At 68.4% G+C, this 18,342-nt stretch carries 17 protein-coding genes, 1 tRNA gene and 1 riboswitch; of the genes, 8 read left to right on the forward strand and 10 right to left on the reverse strand.

What is annotated here, in order from left to right; genetic code table 11:
• The first annotated feature begins 40 nt into the window (after window positions 1-40).
• Together ILP92_RS06760 and argE are read left to right on the forward strand one after the other, a co-directional pair.
• Window positions 41-1,222, forward strand: a complete 1,182-nt coding sequence (locus ILP92_RS06760; RefSeq protein WP_198915616.1) for a M24 family metallopeptidase — start codon at window positions 41-43, stop codon at window positions 1,220-1,222.
• Window positions 1,219-2,379 carry an acetylornithine deacetylase gene (gene argE / locus ILP92_RS06765; protein ID WP_198915617.1) on the forward strand — a complete coding sequence of 387 codons (1,161 nt, stop codon included), beginning with the start codon at window positions 1,219-1,221 and terminating at the stop codon, window positions 2,377-2,379. Before ILP92_RS06760 ends, argE begins: the two co-directional genes overlap by 4 nt.
• A gap of 51 nt (window positions 2,380-2,430) precedes the next feature.
• Here the strand turns inward: argE and ILP92_RS06770 are convergent, their stop codons facing one another.
• Window positions 2,431-3,474: a dipeptidase gene (locus ILP92_RS06770; protein ID WP_198915618.1), complete on the reverse strand. Its 1,044-nt coding sequence runs from the start codon at window positions 3,472-3,474 to the stop codon at window positions 2,431-2,433.
• 61 nt (window positions 3,475-3,535) lie between these two features.
• Window positions 3,536-3,611 (reverse strand) — tRNA-Ala (locus ILP92_RS06775).
• Window positions 3,612-3,742: 131 nt separating this feature from the next.
• Between ILP92_RS06775 and ILP92_RS06780 the strand changes: the two genes are divergently transcribed.
• A complete protein-coding gene (locus ILP92_RS06780) occupies window positions 3,743-5,044 on the forward strand; it encodes a DUF2254 domain-containing protein (RefSeq protein ID WP_198915619.1) in 1,302 nt (433 codons plus the stop codon).
• Window positions 5,045-5,129: 85 nt separating this feature from the next.
• On the opposite strand, the gene gcvP is transcribed toward ILP92_RS06780, so the two are convergent.
• The 3 genes from gcvP to gcvT all read right to left on the reverse strand — a co-directional run bounded on the left by gcvP (window position 5,130) and on the right by gcvT (window position 9,601).
• Complete coding sequence (gcvP, locus tag ILP92_RS06785; RefSeq protein WP_198915620.1) at window positions 5,130-8,000, reverse strand: aminomethyl-transferring glycine dehydrogenase; 2,871 nt, start codon at window positions 7,998-8,000, stop codon at window positions 5,130-5,132.
• A gap of 81 nt (window positions 8,001-8,081) precedes the next feature.
• Entirely contained in the window at window positions 8,082-8,447 is a 366-nt protein-coding gene (gene gcvH, locus ILP92_RS06790) for a glycine cleavage system protein GcvH (RefSeq protein WP_198915621.1), read from the reverse strand.
• Window positions 8,448-8,467: 20 nt separating this feature from the next.
• A complete protein-coding gene (gene gcvT / locus ILP92_RS06795) occupies window positions 8,468-9,601 on the reverse strand; it encodes a glycine cleavage system aminomethyltransferase GcvT (RefSeq protein WP_198915622.1) in 1,134 nt (377 codons plus the stop codon).
• A gap of 120 nt (window positions 9,602-9,721) precedes the next feature.
• A riboswitch (glycine riboswitch) is annotated at window positions 9,722-9,811 on the reverse strand.
• Between the two features lie 60 nt (window positions 9,812-9,871).
• Between gcvT and ILP92_RS06800 the strand changes: the two genes are divergently transcribed.
• Window positions 9,872-10,462, forward strand: coding sequence for a gamma-glutamylcyclotransferase family protein (locus ILP92_RS06800; protein ID WP_198915623.1), 591 nt, complete (start codon window positions 9,872-9,874; stop codon window positions 10,460-10,462).
• On the opposite strand, the gene ILP92_RS06805 is transcribed toward ILP92_RS06800, so the two are convergent.
• Entirely contained in the window at window positions 10,459-11,346 is an 888-nt protein-coding gene (locus tag ILP92_RS06805) for a DMT family transporter (RefSeq protein ID WP_438361548.1), read from the reverse strand. The genes ILP92_RS06800 and ILP92_RS06805 overlap by 4 nt on opposite strands.
• Window positions 11,343-11,939, reverse strand: coding sequence for a LysE/ArgO family amino acid transporter (locus ILP92_RS06810; RefSeq protein WP_198915624.1), 597 nt, complete (start codon window positions 11,937-11,939; stop codon window positions 11,343-11,345). Before ILP92_RS06810 ends, ILP92_RS06805 begins: the two co-directional genes overlap by 4 nt.
• A gap of 98 nt (window positions 11,940-12,037) precedes the next feature.
• Here ILP92_RS06810 and ILP92_RS06815 point away from each other — a divergent pair, with 98 nt between their 5' ends.
• From ILP92_RS06815 to ILP92_RS06830, 4 genes are all read left to right on the forward strand, one after another.
• Window positions 12,038-12,310: a DksA/TraR family C4-type zinc finger protein gene (locus tag ILP92_RS06815; RefSeq protein ID WP_198915625.1), complete on the forward strand. Its 273-nt coding sequence runs from the start codon at window positions 12,038-12,040 to the stop codon at window positions 12,308-12,310.
• A 74-nt stretch (window positions 12,311-12,384) separates the two neighbouring features.
• A complete protein-coding gene (locus ILP92_RS06820; protein WP_198915626.1) occupies window positions 12,385-14,163 on the forward strand; it encodes an SLC13 family permease in 1,779 nt (592 codons plus the stop codon).
• Window positions 14,164-14,508: a hypothetical protein gene (locus ILP92_RS06825; protein ID WP_198915627.1), complete on the forward strand. Its 345-nt coding sequence runs from the start codon at window positions 14,164-14,166 to the stop codon at window positions 14,506-14,508.
• 59 nt (window positions 14,509-14,567) lie between these two features.
• Window positions 14,568-15,314 (forward strand): YebC/PmpR family DNA-binding transcriptional regulator, encoded by a 747-nt coding sequence (locus ILP92_RS06830; protein WP_198915628.1) that lies wholly within the window; start codon window positions 14,568-14,570, stop codon window positions 15,312-15,314.
• Between the two features lie 132 nt (window positions 15,315-15,446).
• Here the strand turns inward: ILP92_RS06830 and ILP92_RS06835 are convergent, their stop codons facing one another.
• From ILP92_RS06835 to mgtE, 3 genes are all read right to left on the reverse strand, one after another.
• Window positions 15,447-16,262 (reverse strand): TIGR00282 family metallophosphoesterase, encoded by an 816-nt coding sequence (locus ILP92_RS06835; protein ID WP_198915629.1) that lies wholly within the window; start codon window positions 16,260-16,262, stop codon window positions 15,447-15,449.
• Window positions 16,263-16,362: 100 nt separating this feature from the next.
• Entirely contained in the window at window positions 16,363-16,926 is a 564-nt protein-coding gene (locus ILP92_RS06840) for a 5-formyltetrahydrofolate cyclo-ligase (RefSeq protein WP_198915630.1), read from the reverse strand.
• Window positions 16,923-18,317 carry a magnesium transporter gene (gene mgtE, locus ILP92_RS06845; RefSeq protein WP_198915631.1) on the reverse strand — a complete coding sequence of 465 codons (1,395 nt, stop codon included), beginning with the start codon at window positions 18,315-18,317 and terminating at the stop codon, window positions 16,923-16,925. The genes ILP92_RS06840 and mgtE overlap by 4 nt, the downstream gene beginning before the upstream one ends.
• Window positions 18,318-18,342: the final 25 nt, after the last annotated feature.

The following is an 18,342-nucleotide window of genomic DNA, read 5'->3' on the forward strand; positions in this document are numbered from 1 at the left end:
TCCGCGTTCGCCTGAGGTCGCAACAATTGCCGGGGGCCCCATGCCGAACGCCGATCCCGCCTTCGACGACGCCGAGTACCAGCGCCGCCTGTCGCTGCTGCGCCGGTCCATGGACGCCGAGGGCATCGAGCTGCTGCTGCTCACCAACCCGTCCAACATGGCCTGGATCACCGGCTATGACGGTTGGTCCTTCTACGTCCACCAGGGCGTCATCGTCACCCACGATGCCGACCCGCTGTGGTGGGGGCGGCACATGGACGGGTTCGGCGCGCACCGCACCGTCTGGATGGATAACGACCGGGTGCTGACCTATTCCGACGACTGGGTCCAGTCCACCGACCGCCACCCCATGCAGCACCTGGCCGCCCTGCTGGCTGACCGGGGCTTCGCCGCGGCGCGGATCGGGGTCGAGATGGACAATTTCTATTTTACCGCCCGCGCCATGGACAGCCTGCGCGCTTCGATGGCGCAAGCGGTCTTCGTCGACGCGACGAGCCTGTGCAACTGGCAGCGCACGGTCAAATCCGACACGGAATTGGACTTCATGCGCAAGGCCGCGGCGATCTCGACCAAGATGATCGAGGGGCTGATGGACCGGGTCGAGGTGGGCCTGCCCAAGAACGAGCTGGTGGCCGACATCTACCGCGACGCGATCCGCGGCGTGGACGGCGCCTGGGGCGACTACCCGGCGATCGTGCCGCTGCTGCCCTCGGGTCCGGACGCGGCCGCCGCGCACCTGACCTGGGACGGACGCCCCTTCCGGGCGGACGAGGCGACGTTCTTCGAGATCTCGGGCTGCTACCGCCGCTACCACGCGCCGCTCTGCCGGACGGTGTACCTGGGCGACCCGCCGTCCGAGATGCGCCACGCCGAGACGGCGGTTCTGAAGGGCATCGACGCGGGCCTTGCCGCCGCGATTCCGGGCAACCGCGCCTGCGATATCGCGATCGCGCTGAAGGGCGCGCTGGCCGAGGCCGGGATCGACCGGCAGGGGCGCGTGGGCTACGCCGTGGGCCTGAGCTACCCGCCCGACTGGGGCGAGCACACGGTGTCGCTGCGCGAAAGCGACACGACCGAGCTGCGCCCCGGCATGACGTTCCACTTCATGCCCGCCCTCTGGATGCAGGATTGGGGGCTGGAGCTGACCGAGACCATCGTCATCGCCGAGAGCGGCCCGGCGGAACCCCTGGCCAACTATCCCCGCCGATTGGTGGCCAAATGAGCAGGCTGGACGCCTGCATCGACCACCTGCGCGATCTCGTCGCGTTCCCGACGGTGTCGTCCGACAGCAACCTGGCCATGATCGCGCATCTGGCGAACCGACTGGAAGATGTCGGGGCGCGCTGCCGCATCCTGCGCGACGACAGCGGCCGCAAGGCGAACCTCTTCGCCAGCCTCGGGCCCGACATCTCGGGCGGGATCGTGCTGTCGGGCCATACGGACGTGGTGCCGGTGGCGGACCAGGACTGGGCCACGGATCCGTTTGCCTTAAGCGCGCGGGACGGGCTGCTTTACGGGCGCGGCACCTGCGACATGAAGGGCTTCATCGCCGCGTGCCTTGCGGTCGCGCCGGTCTATGCCGACGGCGCGCTGCGCCGCCCGCTGCATTTCTGCTTCACCCATGACGAGGAAACCGGCTGCCTGGGCGCGCAGGCGCTGGTGGCCGAGATGGCGGACTGGGACACGCGGCCGGGCCTGGCCATCATCGGCGAGCCCACGTCCATGCGCCTGGTCGAAGGGCACAAGGGCTGCTGCGAATACACCACGACCTTCCACGGGCTGGCGGGCCACGGATCGAACCCCGACCTGGGCGTGTCGGCCACGGAATACGCCGCCCGCTTCGTCGCCCGCCTGCTGGAGCTGCGCGGCGAGCTGGCGGCGCGCGCGCCTGCGGACAGCCGCTTCACGCCGCCCGGAACGACAGTGCAGGTGGGCGGATTGCGCGGCGGCATCGCCCATAACGTGATCGCCGAGCTGGCCGAGGTCGACTGGGAGCTGCGCCCGGTCAACGCCGCCGACAAGGACCTGGCCACGCGGACAATGCGCGATTTCTGCAACGAAACGCTGCTTCCGGCCATGCGGGCGGTCCACGAAGGTTCGAAAATCGAAACCGAAACCATCGGCGACGTGGCGGGTCTCGAGCCGGTGGACGACAACGAAGCCGCGCGGATCGTGTCCGGGCTGACCGGGGCCAACGGCGCGGACGTGGTGGCCTTCGGCACCGAGGCGGGGCTTTTCCAGAAGCTCGGCCTGGACGCCGTGGTCTGCGGCCCCGGCGATATCGCGCAGGCCCACAAGCCCGACGAGTTCGTCAGCACCGACCAGCTTGCCGCGTGCTTGGCCATGCTCGAAGGGCTCGACGCCCACCTGCGCGCCTGACCGCCCGCTTCATCTTTCCACAAATACCAGAAACCGACGCCCGCAAGGGGCTCAGGTCCAGCTTTTTTCAAGCACCCGCAACCAGTTGCCCTGGCACAGTTTTTCCATCAGGGCATCGTCAACGCCATGCGCCCGCAGCGCCGTTCGCAGCTTGGGCAGATCGGCCACGCTGATCAGCGCCTGCGGCACCATCGCCCCGTCGTAATCCGACCCGAAGCCCACGCGATCCTCGCCCAGCCGCCCGATCAGGTGGTCGAGATGCCGCATCATCACGTCCAGCCCCACATCCGCCCGCATCTTTCCATCGGGCCGCAGGAACGCGACGGCGAAGTTCAGCCCCACCATGCCGTCGCTGTCGGCGATGGCGTCGAGCTGCCGGTCGGTCAGGTTGCGCGCGTGGGGCGACACGGCATGGGCGTTGGAATGGGTGGCCACCAGCGGCCGGTGCGACAGCCGGGCCACGTCCCAGAACCCGGCTTCGTTCAGGTGCGACAGGTCCAGCATGATCCCCAGGTCGTCGCAGCGCCGCACCAGCCGCTGCCCCGCATCCGTCAGCCCCGGCCCGGTATCGCCGGTGGACGGGTAGCGGAAGGGCACGCCGTGCCCGAAGATGGTCTCGCGGCTCCAGACCGGCCCGAGCGAGCGCAGCCCGCGGTCGTGATAGGCGTCCAGCTCGTCCAAGTCCGGCCCGATCGCCTCGGCCCCTTCCATGTGCAGGATGGCGGCCAGGCTGTCGCCGGACAGGGCCCGGCGCAGATCCTCGACGGTCCGGCAATGGGTGAGATGGCCCAGCGCGACCAGGTCTTCAAACAGCGCGATCTGCGCGTCGACGACGCGCCTGGCCTCGGTTTGCGGGACCATGCCCGGCAGGGGCATGTCGTAGCCGTCGCCCTGCATCGCCGCGATCTTCGCGACCACGTCGACCGGCGACGGCACCCAGAGCGCGAAGAAGCCGCCGCCAAAGCCCCCCGCCCGGGCGCTTGGCATGTCGATGGCGCCCTGCCCGTCCCGCGCGACGCTGTCGGCCCCCGCACCGGCCGTGTGAAGCCGCGTCAGAAGGTCGTTGTGACCGTCGAAGATCTTGGGCAGGCGCATGGCGGAAGGCTCCTTCACGGCCCTTATCGGCGCATCGCGATCGCGTTGAAAAGAATGGATCTGGTGGAGCCGATCGGGATCGAACCGACGACCTCGTCATTGCGAACGACGCGCTCTACCAACTGAGCTACGGCCCCACTGACGCTGCCTTTCGCAACTTGGCCGCGGCTTGTCAATACTGGGGAATTGCCCGCGGGCGACTGCGCGGAACCCCCATCACACCCCGGCGTTAGGGCACATGTTCTCGTCGCTCATCTGGAAGTTCAGGATGTTCGCGCGGCGCCTTTGGGTGCGCGCGGTCCTGATCTCGTGCCTGGCCCTCGTGGCCGCCGCGCTGACCCCCCTGTCCCACCTGATCCCGATCGACCTGTCGGGCCGCATCGACGAGGACGCGCTGACGGGGCTGCTGTCGATCCTGACCAATTCGATGCTGACCGTGACGACGTTTTCGCTGTCGATCATGGTCTCGGCGCACCTGGCCGCGGATTCGAACGCGACCCCGCGCGCCCACCGGTTGCTGCAGCAGGACGGCCGCACCCAGACCGTGATCGCCACCTTCATCGGCGCGTTCATCTACGCGCTGGTGATGACGACGATGCTGAATGTGGGCCTGTTCGAGTCGGCCGATTACCCGCTGATCTACGTCTTCACCGTGGGCATCCTGGGGCTGGTGATCGTCGCGGTGCTGCGCTGGGTGGCGCATCTGTCGGGGCTGGGATCGGTCGAGGCGACGATCCGCCGGGTCGAGGAGCGCGCCCATTCCTGCCTGAAGGCCCGCATCGACCGGCCCTTCCTGGGCGGACGCTCGCTGATCGACACGCCGGTGCCCGGCGACGCGCCCGCCTTCCAATCCGACAGCTTCGGCTTCGTACAGAACATCGACACCGAGAAGCTGAACGACCTGGCCCAGGACTGGGCGGCACGGGTCTTCGTCACGGTGCGGCCCGGCGACTGGATCGGCAAGGGCGGCGCATTGGGATATGTCGACGTCGAAGCGCTCGACGAGACGTCCGAAAACGCCCTGCGCGGCGCCATCGCCATCGGCGACCGGCGCGAATACGACCAGGACGCGACCTTTTCGCTGGTCGTGCTGGCCGAGATCGCCGAACGCGCCCTGTCGCCGGGCATCAACGATCCGCGCACCGCGCTGGACGTGATTGGCCGCATCACCCGGATGGTCGCCAACCTGCCCGTCGAGCGTGAACTGGACGAGCCCTACGCGCCCGGCGTCTATTGCCAGCCCATGGAACGGCGCGACCTGTTGCTGGCGACGCTCGATCCCATCGCGCGGGACGGACGCACCTTCGTCGAGGTTCAACTGGCGCTTCAGCGCGCCTACGCCACGCTCAGCGAGCACCGCGATCCCGGCGTGGCCGACGCCGCCATGGCGCTGTCGTCCCGGGCGCTCAGCTATGCGCGCGACGGGATCATGCTCGTGGAAGACCTGCACCGCGTGGCCCGCTTCGCGCCCGCCGACCACATGGCGGCCACCAGCGCGGCCGAGCCCAAGACATCCGTCATCGACGCGCTCGGGGAAGAGCGCAATTCGAGCTTCTTTACCGACAGCTGACCGAAGCGCCCCTCAGCTGCATCACTGGTCCTTAAATACCTGAACGCAGCGCCCGCCACGGGCGCTGCGATTGCATCTGGGCCCGCTACTCGGCCGCTTCCAGGTAATCCTCGAGCGGCGGGCAGGTGCAGACCAGGTTGCGGTCGCCATAGACATTGTCCACGCGGTTCACCGGCGGCCAGTACTTGTCCACCCGAAACGCGCCCGCGGGATAGCAGCCGTCCTCGCGGCTATAGGGCCGGTCCCAGTCGCCCACCAGATCCTCGACCGTGTGGGGCGCGTGTTTCAGCGGGTTGTTGTCCGGATCGCCCCCGTTCTCGATGGTGCGGATCTCGTCGCGGATCGCCAACATGGCGTTGCAGAAACGGTCGAGCTCGGCCTTCGTCTCGGATTCGGTGGGCTCGACCATCAGCGTGCCCGCCACAGGCCAGCTCATGGTGGGTGCGTGAAAGCCGTTGTCGATCAGCCGCTTGGCCACGTCGTCGACGGTCACGTGGGCCGATTTCTCGAAGGGCCGGGTGTCGAGGATGCACTCATGGGCGATGCGCCCGTTCTGCCCGCGATAAAGCACGTCATAGGCCCCTTCCAGCCGCTTGGCGATGTAGTTGGCGTTCAGGATCGCGACCTTGGTGGCCTGGGTCAGGCCCGCGCCGCCCATGAGCAGGCAATAGGCCCAGCTGATCGGCAGGATCGACGCCGAGCCGTAGGGTGCCGCACTCACCGCGCCCGATCCCGTGCCACTGGCGTCCGACTGCACCGCTTGTGGGCCGGTGGCGTAGCCGGGCAGATGCTCGGCCAGGTGGGCGCGCACGCCGATGGGGCCCATGCCGGGACCGCCGCCGCCATGGGGGATGCAGAAGGTCTTGTGCAGGTTCAGGTGGGACACGTCCGCGCCGATCTTGCCGGGCTGCGACAGGCCCACCATGGCGTTCAGGTTGGCCCCGTCCAGGTAGACCTGCCCGCCGTGTTTGTGGGTGATCTCGCAGACCTCGCGCACGGTGTCCTCGAACACGCCATGGGTGGACGGATAGGTGATCATGCAGGCGGCCAGGTCGTCGCCCGCGGCTTCGGCCTTGGCGCGGAAATCCGCGACGTCGATATCGCCCCGCGCGGTGCATTTCACCACCACCACCTTCATGCCGCACATCTGCGCGCTGGCCGGGTTGGTGCCGTGGGCGTTCACGGGGATCAGGCAGACCTTGCGGTGCCCCTGCCCGCGCGCCGCGTGGTAGCGCATGATGGTCAGAAGCCCCGCGTATTCGCCCTGTGCGCCCGAATTGGGCTGCAGCGACATGGCGTCGTAGCCGGTGATCTCGCACAGCTTGTCGCTGAGATCGGCCAGCATTTCGGCGTAGCCCTCAGCCTGGTCGGCGGGGGCGAAGGGGTGCAGCATGGCGAATTCGGGCCACGTGATCGGCGCCATTTCCACCGCCGCGTTCAGCTTCATGGTGCAGCTGCCCAGCGGGATCATGGCGCGGTCGAGCGCCAGGTCGCGGTCGGCCAGGCGGCGCATGTAGCGCATCATTTCCGTCTCGGCCCGGTTCATTTGGAAGACCGGGTGGGTCAGGTAATCGCTGTCGCGCTGCAGGTGTTCGGGCAGGCGCAGGACCTTGGGCATCTGCGCCACGCCGCGGATGCCGAAGGCGGCGAACAGCCGCTCGATCGTGGCCATGCGCGTCGTCTCGTCCAGGGTGACTCCCAGCCGCGTCGTCCCGACCCGGCGCAGGTTGATCCGCTGGCGCGCGGCCTCGTCGAAGATGGCACCCTGCAGCGCGCCCACCTCGACCGTGATCGTGTCGAAGAAATGCTCGGGCGCGACGGTGAAGCCCGCCTCGCGCAGCGTATCGGCCACGTGGACCGTCTTGGCGTGGATCTGCTGGGCGATGGCCTTCAGCCCCTCGGGGCCGTGGAACACGGCATAGAAGCTGGCCATGACGGCCAGTAGCGCCTGCGCGGTGCAGACATTGCTGGTCGCCTTCTCGCGGCGGATATGCTGCTCGCGCGTCTGCAGCGACAGCCGGAACGCCTGGTTGCCGCGCGCGTCGATGCTGACGCCCACGATCCGGCCCGGCATCGCGCGCTTCAGCCCATCCTTGCAGGCCATGTAGGCCGCGTGCGGGCCGCCATAGCCCATGGGCACGCCGAACCGCTGGGTGCTGCCCACGGCGATGTCGGCGCCCATGGCGCCCGGCTCTTTCAGCACGGTCAGCGCCAGCGGGTCGGCGATGACGATGCCAAGGGCCTGCGCGTCGTGCAGGGCCGCGATGAGATCGGTGAAATCGATGAGCCCGCCGTAGGTGCCGGGATACTGGAACACGCCCGCGAAGACCTTGGCCGCGTCCATGTCCTGCGGCGCGCCGACGACCACCTCGATGTCCAGTGGCGCGCAGCGGGTGCGGATCACGTCGATATTCTGGGGGTGGCAATTCTCGTCCACGAAGACGGCGCGGGCCTTCGACTTCGCGGACCGCTCGGCCATGGTCACGGCCTCGGCGGCCGCCGTCGCCTCGTCCAGCAGCGACGCGTTGGCGATGTCGAGCCCGGTCAGGTCGGTGATCATGGTCTGGTAGTTCAGCAGCGCCTCGAGACGGCCCTGGCTGATCTCGGGCTGGTAGGGCGTGTAGGCGGTGTACCAGGCGGGATTTTCCAGGATGTTGCGCTGGATCGCGGGCGGCGTGACGGTGCCGTGATAGCCCTGCCCGATCATGGTCGAGAAGACCTGGTTCTTCTTGGCCACCTGCCGCATGTGCCACAGCAGCATCCGCTCGGACATGGGCGGGCCGAAATCCAGCGGCTCGGACTGGCGGATCGCCTTCGGCACCGTCTCGTCGATCAGCGCGTCCAGGCTGTCCACGCCCAAAAGCTCTAGCATCTCGGCCATTTCCGAGGGCGACGGGCCGATATGGCGCCGGTTGGCGAAATCGTAGGGGTCGTAGTCGGTCGGCTGGAACGGCATGGGGCTACTCCTGTCACGGGCGGGGCGCAAAATTCTTCGAAGAATTTTGGACAATTTCCTTGGAAGGAAATTGCGCCCGGCTCAGATGAATTTCTTGTAGGCGGCTTCGTCCATCATGGCATCGAGGTCGGACATGTCGGCCACCTTCATCTTGAAGAACCAGCCCTTGCCCAGCGGGTCCTCGTTGACGAGCGCGGGATTGTCGATGAGGGCGGAATTCACCTCGATGATCTCGCCGTCCACGGGCGCCATGATGTCGGACGCGGCCTTGACGCTTTCGATCACCACGACCTCGTCTTCCTTGGCGACGGTGATGCCTTCCTCGGGCAGTTCCACGAAGACTAGGTCGCCCAGCTGTTCGGCGGCGTGTTCGGTGATGCCCACGGTGACCACGTCGTCCTCGTCGTCGTCGGCACGCAGCCATTCGTGTTCTTCGGTGAATTTCATGCGGGGCGGTCCTTTTCGGTTTAGCGTTTGTAGGTGGCCGGGCGGAACGGCATCTCGGCGACGGTGACGGGCAGACGTTTGCCGCGCACCTCGCCCCAGAGTTTGGTGCCAACGCCGGAATGGTCAATGGAAACGTAGCCCATCGCCAGCGGCCTTTCGATGGACGGGCCGAAGGCGCCGGAAGTCACGGCGCCGATGGCGGCATCGGCGTCTTCCGCGGCGAAGAGCGCGGTGCCCTGTCGCATGGGCGCGCGCCCGTCGGGCAGCAGGCCCACGCGCAGGCGCGGCGGGCCCATTTCGATCTGGCGCAGGATCACGTCCGATCCGGGAAATCCGCCTTCGCGCGCCCCGCCCGCGCGGCGGGCCTTCTGCATCCCCCAGACGAGGTTGGCCTCGACCGGGGTGGTGGATGCGTCGATGTCGTTGCCGTAGAGGCACAGCCCCGCTTCCAGCCGCAGCGAATCGCGGGCGCCGAGGCCGATGGGCTGGACGCTGTCGTGGTCGAGCAGCGCGCGGGCGAAATCCTCGGCCCGGTCGGCGGCGACCGAGATCTCGTAGCCGTCTTCGCCGGTATAACCCGAGCGCGACACCCAGAGCGGGCCGAAATCGCTGTCATGGGTGGCCACGTCCATGAACTGCATGTCGGCGGCGCCGGGGGCGATTGCCGCCAGGACGGATTCGGCATCGGGGCCCTGCAGCGCGACCAGGGCGCGGTCGGTGATTTCCTCGACCTTGCAGGTTTTGGACAGCGCGTCGCGCATATGGGCGATGTCGGCTTCCTTGCAGGCGGCGTTGACCACCAGGAACAGGTGATCGCCGCGATTGGCGATCATCAGGTCGTCCAGGATCCCGCCCGCGTCGTTGGTGAAGAAGCCATATCGCTGGCGGCCGGTCTTCAGCGCGATCACGTCCTGCGGCAGCAACTTCTCGAGCGCGCGCGCCGCGTCGGCCACGTTGCCCGAGCGGGGGCGCAGGATCACCTGGCCCATATGCGACACGTCGAAGAGGCCCGCGTGGGCGCGGCAATGCAGGTGTTCCTTCATCACGCCGGGCGGGTATTGCACCGGCATGTCGTAGCCCGCGAAGGGCACCATCTTGCCGCCCAGCTCCAGGTGCAGCGCGTGCAGCGGTGTCGTCAGAAGCGTGTCGGTCATCGTCCCCTCCGGCATAGCTGCGCGGAGTTGGGTCCGCGCGTCCTGCCCCCTCTGTCCCTTGCGCCTGAGATCGCTATCCCTTCGGCGCCCCGGTCGGTGTCCGGGGACTCTCCAGAGTGTATCAAGGCGGCGGTCCTTTGGCCTGAGAGTTTACCGGGGCGGTTGCTCCTTCGGCACCGGCGCGTGGCCGACTTCTCCCGTCGCTGGCAATGCTTGTGGCACGCGGAAAGGGGTCTTGCCAAGCCTTGTCATCGGCCCACATGGGGACGCATGAGCGATCCCCATTTCTTCGGTTACGGCTCGCTGGTCAACGTGGCCAGCCACGGCTACGGACCCACCGCGCCCGCGCATCTTCCCGGCTGGCGGCGGCGCTGGCAGGCCACGGATCTGCGGCCCGCCGCGTTCCTGACGGCCTACCGGGCGCCCGGCGACGGGATAGAAGGGCTGGTCGCGCCGGTGCCCGCGCGGGACTGGGCGACGCTCGACCAGCGCGAGCGGGGCTACGAGCGCGTCGCGGCGGCGGGGCTGCGGCACGGTCTTGCGGCCGAGACCGAGATCGTCGTCTACGCGATTCCCGACAGCGCGGGGGTCACGCCGGTGGAGCATCCGATCCTGCTCAGCTATCTCGACGTGGTCGTGAAAGGCTACGCCGAGCAGTTCGGCGAGGACGGCGTCGCGCGGTTCATGAACAGCACGGATGGCTGGCACCTGGGCGTGGCCGACGACCGCGCCGCGCCGGTCTATCCGCGGGCGCAGGACGTGGGGGACGCGATCCGGGGGCTGACCGATGCGTGGCTTCGCGCCCTCGACGCGCAGCGCGTCGCGTTCGACGCGCACCGGCTGGCGGTCGCCCAGACCTAGGGTCCGTTCGGCGGATGCGCCGGTTTCCGCGCGCGGGCCTCGCGCAGCGTGATGACCAGCACCGACACGATGACCAGCGTGCCGCCCAGCACGACATAGGCGTCCACGGCCTCGTCGAAGACGAGTGCGCCCAGCAGCGTGGCCCAGACCAGTTGCAGGAAGGTGACGGGCTGGGTGACCATGATCGGCGCGGCGCGGAAGGACAGCGTCATGGTCAGGTGGCCGGTGGTGGCAAGGGTGGCCACCAGGAACAGCCACCCCAGTTCGGACCAGGTGGGCCAGACCCAGACGGCGATCGCGAAGGGCGCCAACGCCAGGGTCACGACGATCGACAGCATCGCCACGACCACCGACGGCGCGACCTCGTCCGCCATGATCTTGGCGATCAGGTACGAGCCCGCGAAGAAGATGGCGGTGCCGATCATGGCCAGGTGGCCGGTCGAGACCTCGCGAAAGCCGGGCCGCAGGATGATCAGCACGCCCAGCAGGGCCACGGCGATGGCCAGCATCCGCGGCCAGTGCATCCGCTCGCCCAGGAACAGCGCGGCGCCGATGGCGACATAGACGGGCGAGACGTAGTTCATCGCCGTGACCTCGGCGATGGGGATGCGGGTCATGGCGAAGAACCACAGCATGACGCCCAGCGCGTGGACGATGCCGCGGGCCGAGAAGAGCATCATCGCCCGACGCCCCAGCCGCGCGTCGCGCAGTGCGCCCAGCATCGGCAGAAGGAACACCAGGCCCAGAAGGTAGCGCAGGAACGCGGCCTCGGGCGCGGGCACGCGGTCGCCCAGGTGCTTGACCGTGGCGGTGACGGCCACGAACAGGAACCCCGTCACCAGCATCCAGAACGCCCCCGCGACGGGGCGGCTTTGACCGTTCACGCCAGCACCAGCTTGGCAGCGATGCCCCACATGACAGCGGCGACCGACAGGTCCAGCACCCGCCACGCGACGGCGCGGGCGAAAAGCGGCGCCAGAAGGCGCGCGCCGTAGCCGAGCGAGAAGAAGAATACGAAGGACGCCGTCACCGCGCCGATGCCGAAAAGAAGGCGCGACGACGCCCCGGACGCGACCGATCCCAGAAGCACCACGGTGTCGAGATACACATGCGGGTTGAGCCAGGTCAGCGCAAGGCAGGTCAGCACGGCGCCGCGCAGGCTTTCGCGCTGTCCGTCGCCCAGCTGCAAGGCCGCCCCGCCGCGCCACGCGCTGCGCAGGGCCAGCCCGCCATAGACCAGCAGGAAGGCCGCGCCGCCGAAGGTGAAGACGGGCGCGATCCAGGGCGCGGACCCGACCAGCCAGCCGAAGCCCGCGACCCCCGCCGCGATCAGCACCGCGTCGCTGAGCGCGCAGGTCAGCACGACGGGCAGGACGTGGGATCGACGGATCCCTTGGCGCAGGACGAAAGCGTTCTGCGCGCCGATGGCCAGGATCAGGGAAAGGCCCAGCGCGAAGCCGGAGAGCAGTGCGGACATGCCCCGGTGCTACGCGCTGCCCGGCGCGCTCACAAGGCCCCGACGGGCCTTGGCGAGGGGCGATTCGTGATTATCTTTATCCTTTGGGAGGATCGCACATGGCCGGAGGATGGGCGCGCGACGGCGCGGTGAACGAGCAGATCGAAGCGTCGATTGAGGACGAGCTGAAGCGCCTGAAGGCCGCGCAATCGCGGCAGCGGGCGGAAAGCCGCACCCATTGCGCCGAATGCGACGAACCGATTTCTGAAAAAAGACGCGCGGCGATTTCCGGCGTCCAGCTGTGCATAGATTGCCAGCAGGACCGCGACGGCGCCTTTCGCGCGCGCGGCGGCATCAACCGGCGCGGCAGCAAGGACAGCCAGCTGAAGTGATCGCGGGTTGCGCCGCGCGGGCGGCCATGGGTATCGTCGCCCCACGCCCTTGGGGCTGAACCGGGCCACCCATCATGCTTTCGCTCTCCCTCGATCCCACGATACAAGCGATCCTGGCCTTCACGGTCGTGGTGGTGATGTTCGTGCTGTTCGCGCGCGAGGTCTATCCGACCGAGGTCGTCGCCATCGCCGGTGCGGCGCTGATGTTCGCGCTGGGCCTGCTGCCCTACGAGGCCGCGCTGGAGGTGCTGTCGAACCCCGCCCCGTGGACGATCGCCGCCATGTTCCTGATCATGGGCGGGCTGGTGCGGACGGGGGCGTTGCAGCGGCTGACCGAGCTTGCCGACACCCGCGCCGAGGACAATCCGCGCATGGTGCTGGTGGTGTCGCTTCTGGCCGTGGCCATCGGCTCGGCCTTCATGAACAACACGCCCGTGGTCGTGGTGATGATCCCGGTCTTCGTGCAACTGGCCAAGCGGTTGGGCGTGTCGCCGTCCAAGCTGCTGATCCCGCTATCCTATGCCGCGATCCTGGGCGGAACCATTACACTGATCGGCACCTCGACGAACCTTCTGGTGGACGGGGTGGCGCGCTCGGCCGGGCTGGAGGCGTTCACGATCTTCGAAATCGCGCCGCTGGGGCTGTTGCAGGTCGTTGTCGGCGGCACCTTCATGGCGCTGGTGGGCCGCCGCCTGCTGCCCGAGCGCCAATCGCTGAGCGTTATGCTGAGCGACCGGCGCAAGATGAAATACTTCACCGAGGTCGCGGTGCCCGAAGGCTCGGGCCTGATCGGTCAGAAGGCGGTCGACGTGGACCTGTTCAAGCGCGAAGGCGTGCGGGTCATCGACGTGCTGCGCGGCGATGCGTCGCTGCGGCGCGACCTGGAGCCGGTCGAGCTGAAGGCGGGCGACCGGGTGGTGCTGCGCACCGAAATGGCCGAACTTCTGAGCCTGCAGCAAAGCCGCGACCTGCGCTCGGTCGACAAGCTGTCGTCGGTCGAGACCGAAACGGTCGAGGTGCTGATCACCCCGGGCTGCCGCATGATCGGCCGGTCGCTGGGATCGCTGCGCCTGCGCCGCCGCTACGGTGTCTATCCGCTGGCCGTGCACCGCCGGAACCAGAACATCGGGCGTCAGCTGGACGAAGTGGTCGTGCGCGTGGGCGATACGCTGCTGCTGGAAGGCGCGGCCGGCGACATCCAGCGGCTGGCGCAGGACATGGACCTTGTCGACATCTCCCGGCCCACCGACCAGGGCTATCGCCGCAACCGCGCCCCCGTCGCCGTCGGTGCGCTGGCGGTGATGGTCGTGCTGGCGGCGCTGGGTCTGGCGCCGATCCTGGCGCTGGCGGTGATGGCGGTGGCGGTAATCCTGCTCTGCCGCTGCATCGACGCGGACGAGGCGTTTTCCTTCGTCGAGGGCCGGCTTCTGGCGCTGATCTTCGCCATGCTGGCGGTGGGCGCGGGGCTCGAGGCATCGGGCGCGGTGGCGCTGCTGGTGTCGTGGATGACGCCCTTCTTCGCCGATCTGCCCCCGGTGATGGTGCTCTTCTGCGTCTATGTCCTGTCCAGCACGCTGACCGAAATGGTGTCCAACAACGCCGTCGGCGTGATCCTGACGCCGATCGCGATCCAGCTGGGCCTGTCGCTGGGGATCGACCCCCGGCCGCTGGTCGTCGGCGTGATGTTCGCGGCGTCGGCCGCCTTTTCGACGCCCATCGGCTACCAGACCAACATGCTGGTCTATGGCCCCGGCGGCTACCGTTTCACCGATTACCTGAGGGTGGGCATTCCCATGAACCTGTTGCTTGCGGTCACGGCCACGCTGGCCATCCCGCTGATCTGGCCGCTCTAGATGCTGCGATCCCTTGCCCTTCTGCTCGCTTTGTCGGCCTGCGCTGCCGCGCCGGGGCCCGACCGCCCGTCGGGCGGGTCGGCGGCGCCGCGGGCCGTCACGCTTTATCGCGACACGGTGGTCGTCCAGATGTCCGACGGAAGCCTCTGCACCGGCGTGCGCGCCGCGCGGGCCGGGCCGTGGGAGACGACGCTGAACGGCTGCCCCCACACCTGGCCCGTGGCCGTGAAGCGCCCGACGACCCTGCCCCGCCTGCCGCTTGCGCCGACCGAAGGCGACCCCTGGGTCCGGCTGAGCCCGCCGGGCAACGCGCCGTTGGGCTTCGGTCCACGCGTGGGGTCTTGAAGCGGGGGGGCAGTGTCGCCTATATCGCCCACGATCCACACAGACTGACGAGGTAAGTCATGGCGGGCCATTCCAAATGGGCCAACATCCAGCATCGAAAGGGACGCCAGGACGCCGCCCGGTCGAAGCTGTTTTCGAAACTGGCCAAGGAAATCACCGTGGCCGCCAAGATGGGCGACCCCGATCCCGACAAGAATCCGCGCCTGCGGCTGGCGGTGAAGGAAGCGAAAAGCCAGTCGGTGCCGAAGGACGTGATCGACCGGGCGATCAAGAAGTCGCAGGGCGGCGACGGCGAGAATTACGAGGAAATCCGCTACGAGGGCTACGGACCCAACGGCGTGGCGATCATCGTGGAAGCCATGACCGACAACCGCAACCGCACCGCGTCGACCGTGCGCTCGACCTTCTCGAAGAACGGCGGCAACCTGGGCGAGACGGGCAGCGTGTCCTTCATGTTCGACCGCAAGGGCCAGGTGGTCTATGCGGCGGACGTGGGCGACGCCGACGAGGTGATGATGGCCGCCATCGAGGCGGGCGCCGAGGACGTGGAATCGTCGGACGAGGGCCACGTGGTCTGGTGCGCCGACACGGACCTGAACGAGGTGTCGTCGAAGCTGGAGGACCAGCTGGGCGAGTCCGAGACGACCAAGCTGGTCTGGCGGCCGCAGACGACCACCGAGATGGACCTGGAAGGCATGCAGAAGCTGATGAAGCTGATGGACGCGCTGGACGACGACGACGACGTGCAGACCGTCACCGCCAATTTCGAGACCTCGGACGAGGTGATGGAGCAGCTGTCCGAATGACGCGGTGGCGGGGGCCAGCCCCGGCACACGTCAAGAGCGGGGGCCAGCCCCGTCGTCCATTGTACTTGCACCAATGGCGCATAATGGACGACCCCCGGGATATTTCTGAAAAGATGAAGCAGAAGGTGCGCGTCACTCGGGCGCGGTCGGTTGCAGGCGTCCGCCGTCCCGGAACGGCGCGACGCGGGTGGCGCGACCGGTGGCGTCGTCGGTTTCCACAAAGACGCCCGACAGGGTGGCGGGGCCTTTCGCGGGCTCGAACCGTCCCTTCGGCATGCCGGTGATGAAGCGGTTCAGCGGCTCGGCCTTGTCCATGCCGATGACGCTGTCGTAGTCGCCGCACATGCCCGCATCGGTCAGGTAGGCCGTGCCGCGCGACAGGATCTGCGCGTCGGCGGTGGGGACATGGGTGTGGGTGCCCACCACCAGGCTGGCGCGGCCGTCGCAGAAATGGCCCATCGCCATCTTTTCCGACGTGGCTTCGCAATGCATGTCGACGATGGCCGCCTGCACGGCGCCGCCCAGGCGGGCGTTCTTCAGCGCGGGCTCGATCGCCGAGAAGGGATCGTCGAAGGGGCGTTTCATGAAGACCTGGCCCAGCACCTGCGCCACCAGCACGCGCTTGCCGCCCGGCGCCTCGAAGACGCGCGCACCCTTGCCCGGCGCGGTTTTGGAATAGTTCAGGGGACGCAGGATCCGCGGCTCGTGCTCGACCGCCTGCAGCATGTCGCGCTGGTCGAAGGCGTGATCGCCCAGCGTCAGCACGTCCGCGCCCGCGTCGAGCAAGGCTTTCGCGTGGCTGGCGGACAGGCCCGCGCCGTTGGTTGCGTTTTCGCCATTCACCACCACGAAATCCAGCGCCAGGCGTTCGCGGATCTCGGCCAAACGCTCGATGATCGCGGTGCGGCCCGCGCGGCCCATGACGTCGCCGAGGAAGAGAAGTTTCATGGGCGCTGGTTAGGGTCTTGGGCCAACGGGGGCAAGTGGGCCCCGGGTCGCGGCGGCCGGTCGGGATCTTCGGGGGCCAGGGACGGCGTGTCGGGCCGCGTCATCGTCCGCGCGGGACGAGGATCTCGCGCTCGGTCACGATCAGGTCGAGTGGCTGATCGGTGGCCTCGAGCGGCAGGCAGGCGGTTTCCTGCGCCGCGAAGGCGAAGCCGATGGCCAGGGTGGCGCGCGCGGCGCGCAGGGTTTGCAGCGTGCGATCGTAAAACCCGCCGCCATAGCCCAGCCGCCCGCCGTGCCGATCGAAGGCCACCAGCGGGACGATCAGGATTTCCGGGACCATGGCGGCGCCGTCGACCGGGATGCGAGCACCGAAGGGGCCATCGCGCAGGGCGGCATCGGGGGTCCAGCCGTGGAAGCTGAGCGGCAGACCGGGCGCGTCGATCACCGGCAGGGCGACGGGTCCGTGCGCGGCGGCGAGCGCCATGGCGGGCGTGGGGTCGATTTCGGTCCGGATCGGGTGATAGCCCGCAAGGGGGCGGCCAAGATGCGGACGCAGGGCGTCGATCAGATTGTCCGCCTGTCGCGCGTCGGCGGCGGCGTGGGCGCGGGCGCGCGCGGCGAAGGCGATCCGGCGCGCGGCGGCCTTGGCCTCGGCCGGGGTCATAGAAGCATGACGCCCGCCAGGCCCAGGAAGGCGAAGAAGCCCACCACGTCCGTCACGGTCGTCACGAACGTGCCCGATGCCAGCGCCGGGTCGACGCCGCAGCGCTCCATCACCAGCGGGACCAGCACGCCCGCCAGGCCCGCCACCACCAGGTTGATGATCATGGCGAGGCCCAGCACCACGCCCAGCATCGGTGTGCCGAACCAGATATAGCCGACGATCCCCATGATCACGGCGAAGGCCACCCCGTTCAGCAGCCCCGCCATCACCTCGCGCCGGATGACGCGGATCGCGTTCGCGCCGGTCAGGTCGCGGGTGGCCAGCGCGCGCACCGCGACGGTCATGGACTGGGTGCCCGCATTGCCGCCCATGGAGGCCACGATGGGCATCAGCACCGCCAGCGCCACGATGGCCTGCAACGTCGCTTCGAACTGGGCGATCACCAGCGACGCCAGGATCGCGGTGCCGAGGTTGGCCAGCAGCCACGGGAAGCGTTGCCGCACGATCTGCGACGTGCGGTCGGCGATGGATTCGTCGCCCACCCCCGCCAGCAGCAGCAGGTCTTCCTCGTTCTCGTCGCTGAGCACGATCATCGCGTCGTCGATGGTGATGACGCCCACCAGCCGCCCGTCCTCGTCCACCACCGGTGCCGAGATCAGGTGATACTGGTTGAAGGCGTAGGCCACGTCTTCTTCGTCCTGGCTGGCGGGGATGGTGCGGAAGCTGTCTTCCTGCAGGTCCGCAAGCCGCGTCACCCGGTCCGACGACATCACCTTGCCCAGCGTCACGTGGCCCACGGGCCGATGGCGCGGGTCGACCAGGACGATGTGGTAGAACTGTTCGGGCAGGTCCAGCCGGGCGCGCATGAAGTCGATGGCCTCGCCCACATTCCAGTGTTCGGGCGCGGTCACGACCTCGCGCTGCATGAGACGACCGGCCGAGCCTTCGGGGAAGCTGAGCGCGCGCTCCACCGCCACCCGGTCGGGGCGTTCCAGAACCTCGAGGATGGCGTCCTGCTGGGCCTCGTCCAGGTCTTCGAGCAGGTCGACCACGTCGTCGGATTCCAGGCTGCGGACCGCATCGGTCAGAACCTCGGGAGACAGCGCGGCGATGACGCTTTCGCGGATCGACTCGTCCAGCTCGGACAGGATCTCGCCATCGAACTCGGAGCCGTAAAGCGCGATCAGCCGGTCACGGGGCCCCGGCTCCATCTGTTCCAGAAGGTCGGCGATGTCGGCGGGGTGCAGCGGCTCCATGGCCGCGACCAGCGCGTCGCGATCGTCGGTTTCCACCGCCGCGCGGATTTCGCGAATGGTTTCGTCGCGCAAGGCATAGACGTCGTCTTCGATCGCGCGTTCGGGCAGGATCTCGGTCTGGTCCGGTTCGGCCATATCTTGCCTCCTTGATGCGCGATTG

The sequence above is a fragment of the Palleronia pontilimi genome, assembly GCF_016412875.1.
Classification (GTDB): domain Bacteria; phylum Pseudomonadota; class Alphaproteobacteria; order Rhodobacterales; family Rhodobacteraceae; genus Palleronia; species Palleronia pontilimi.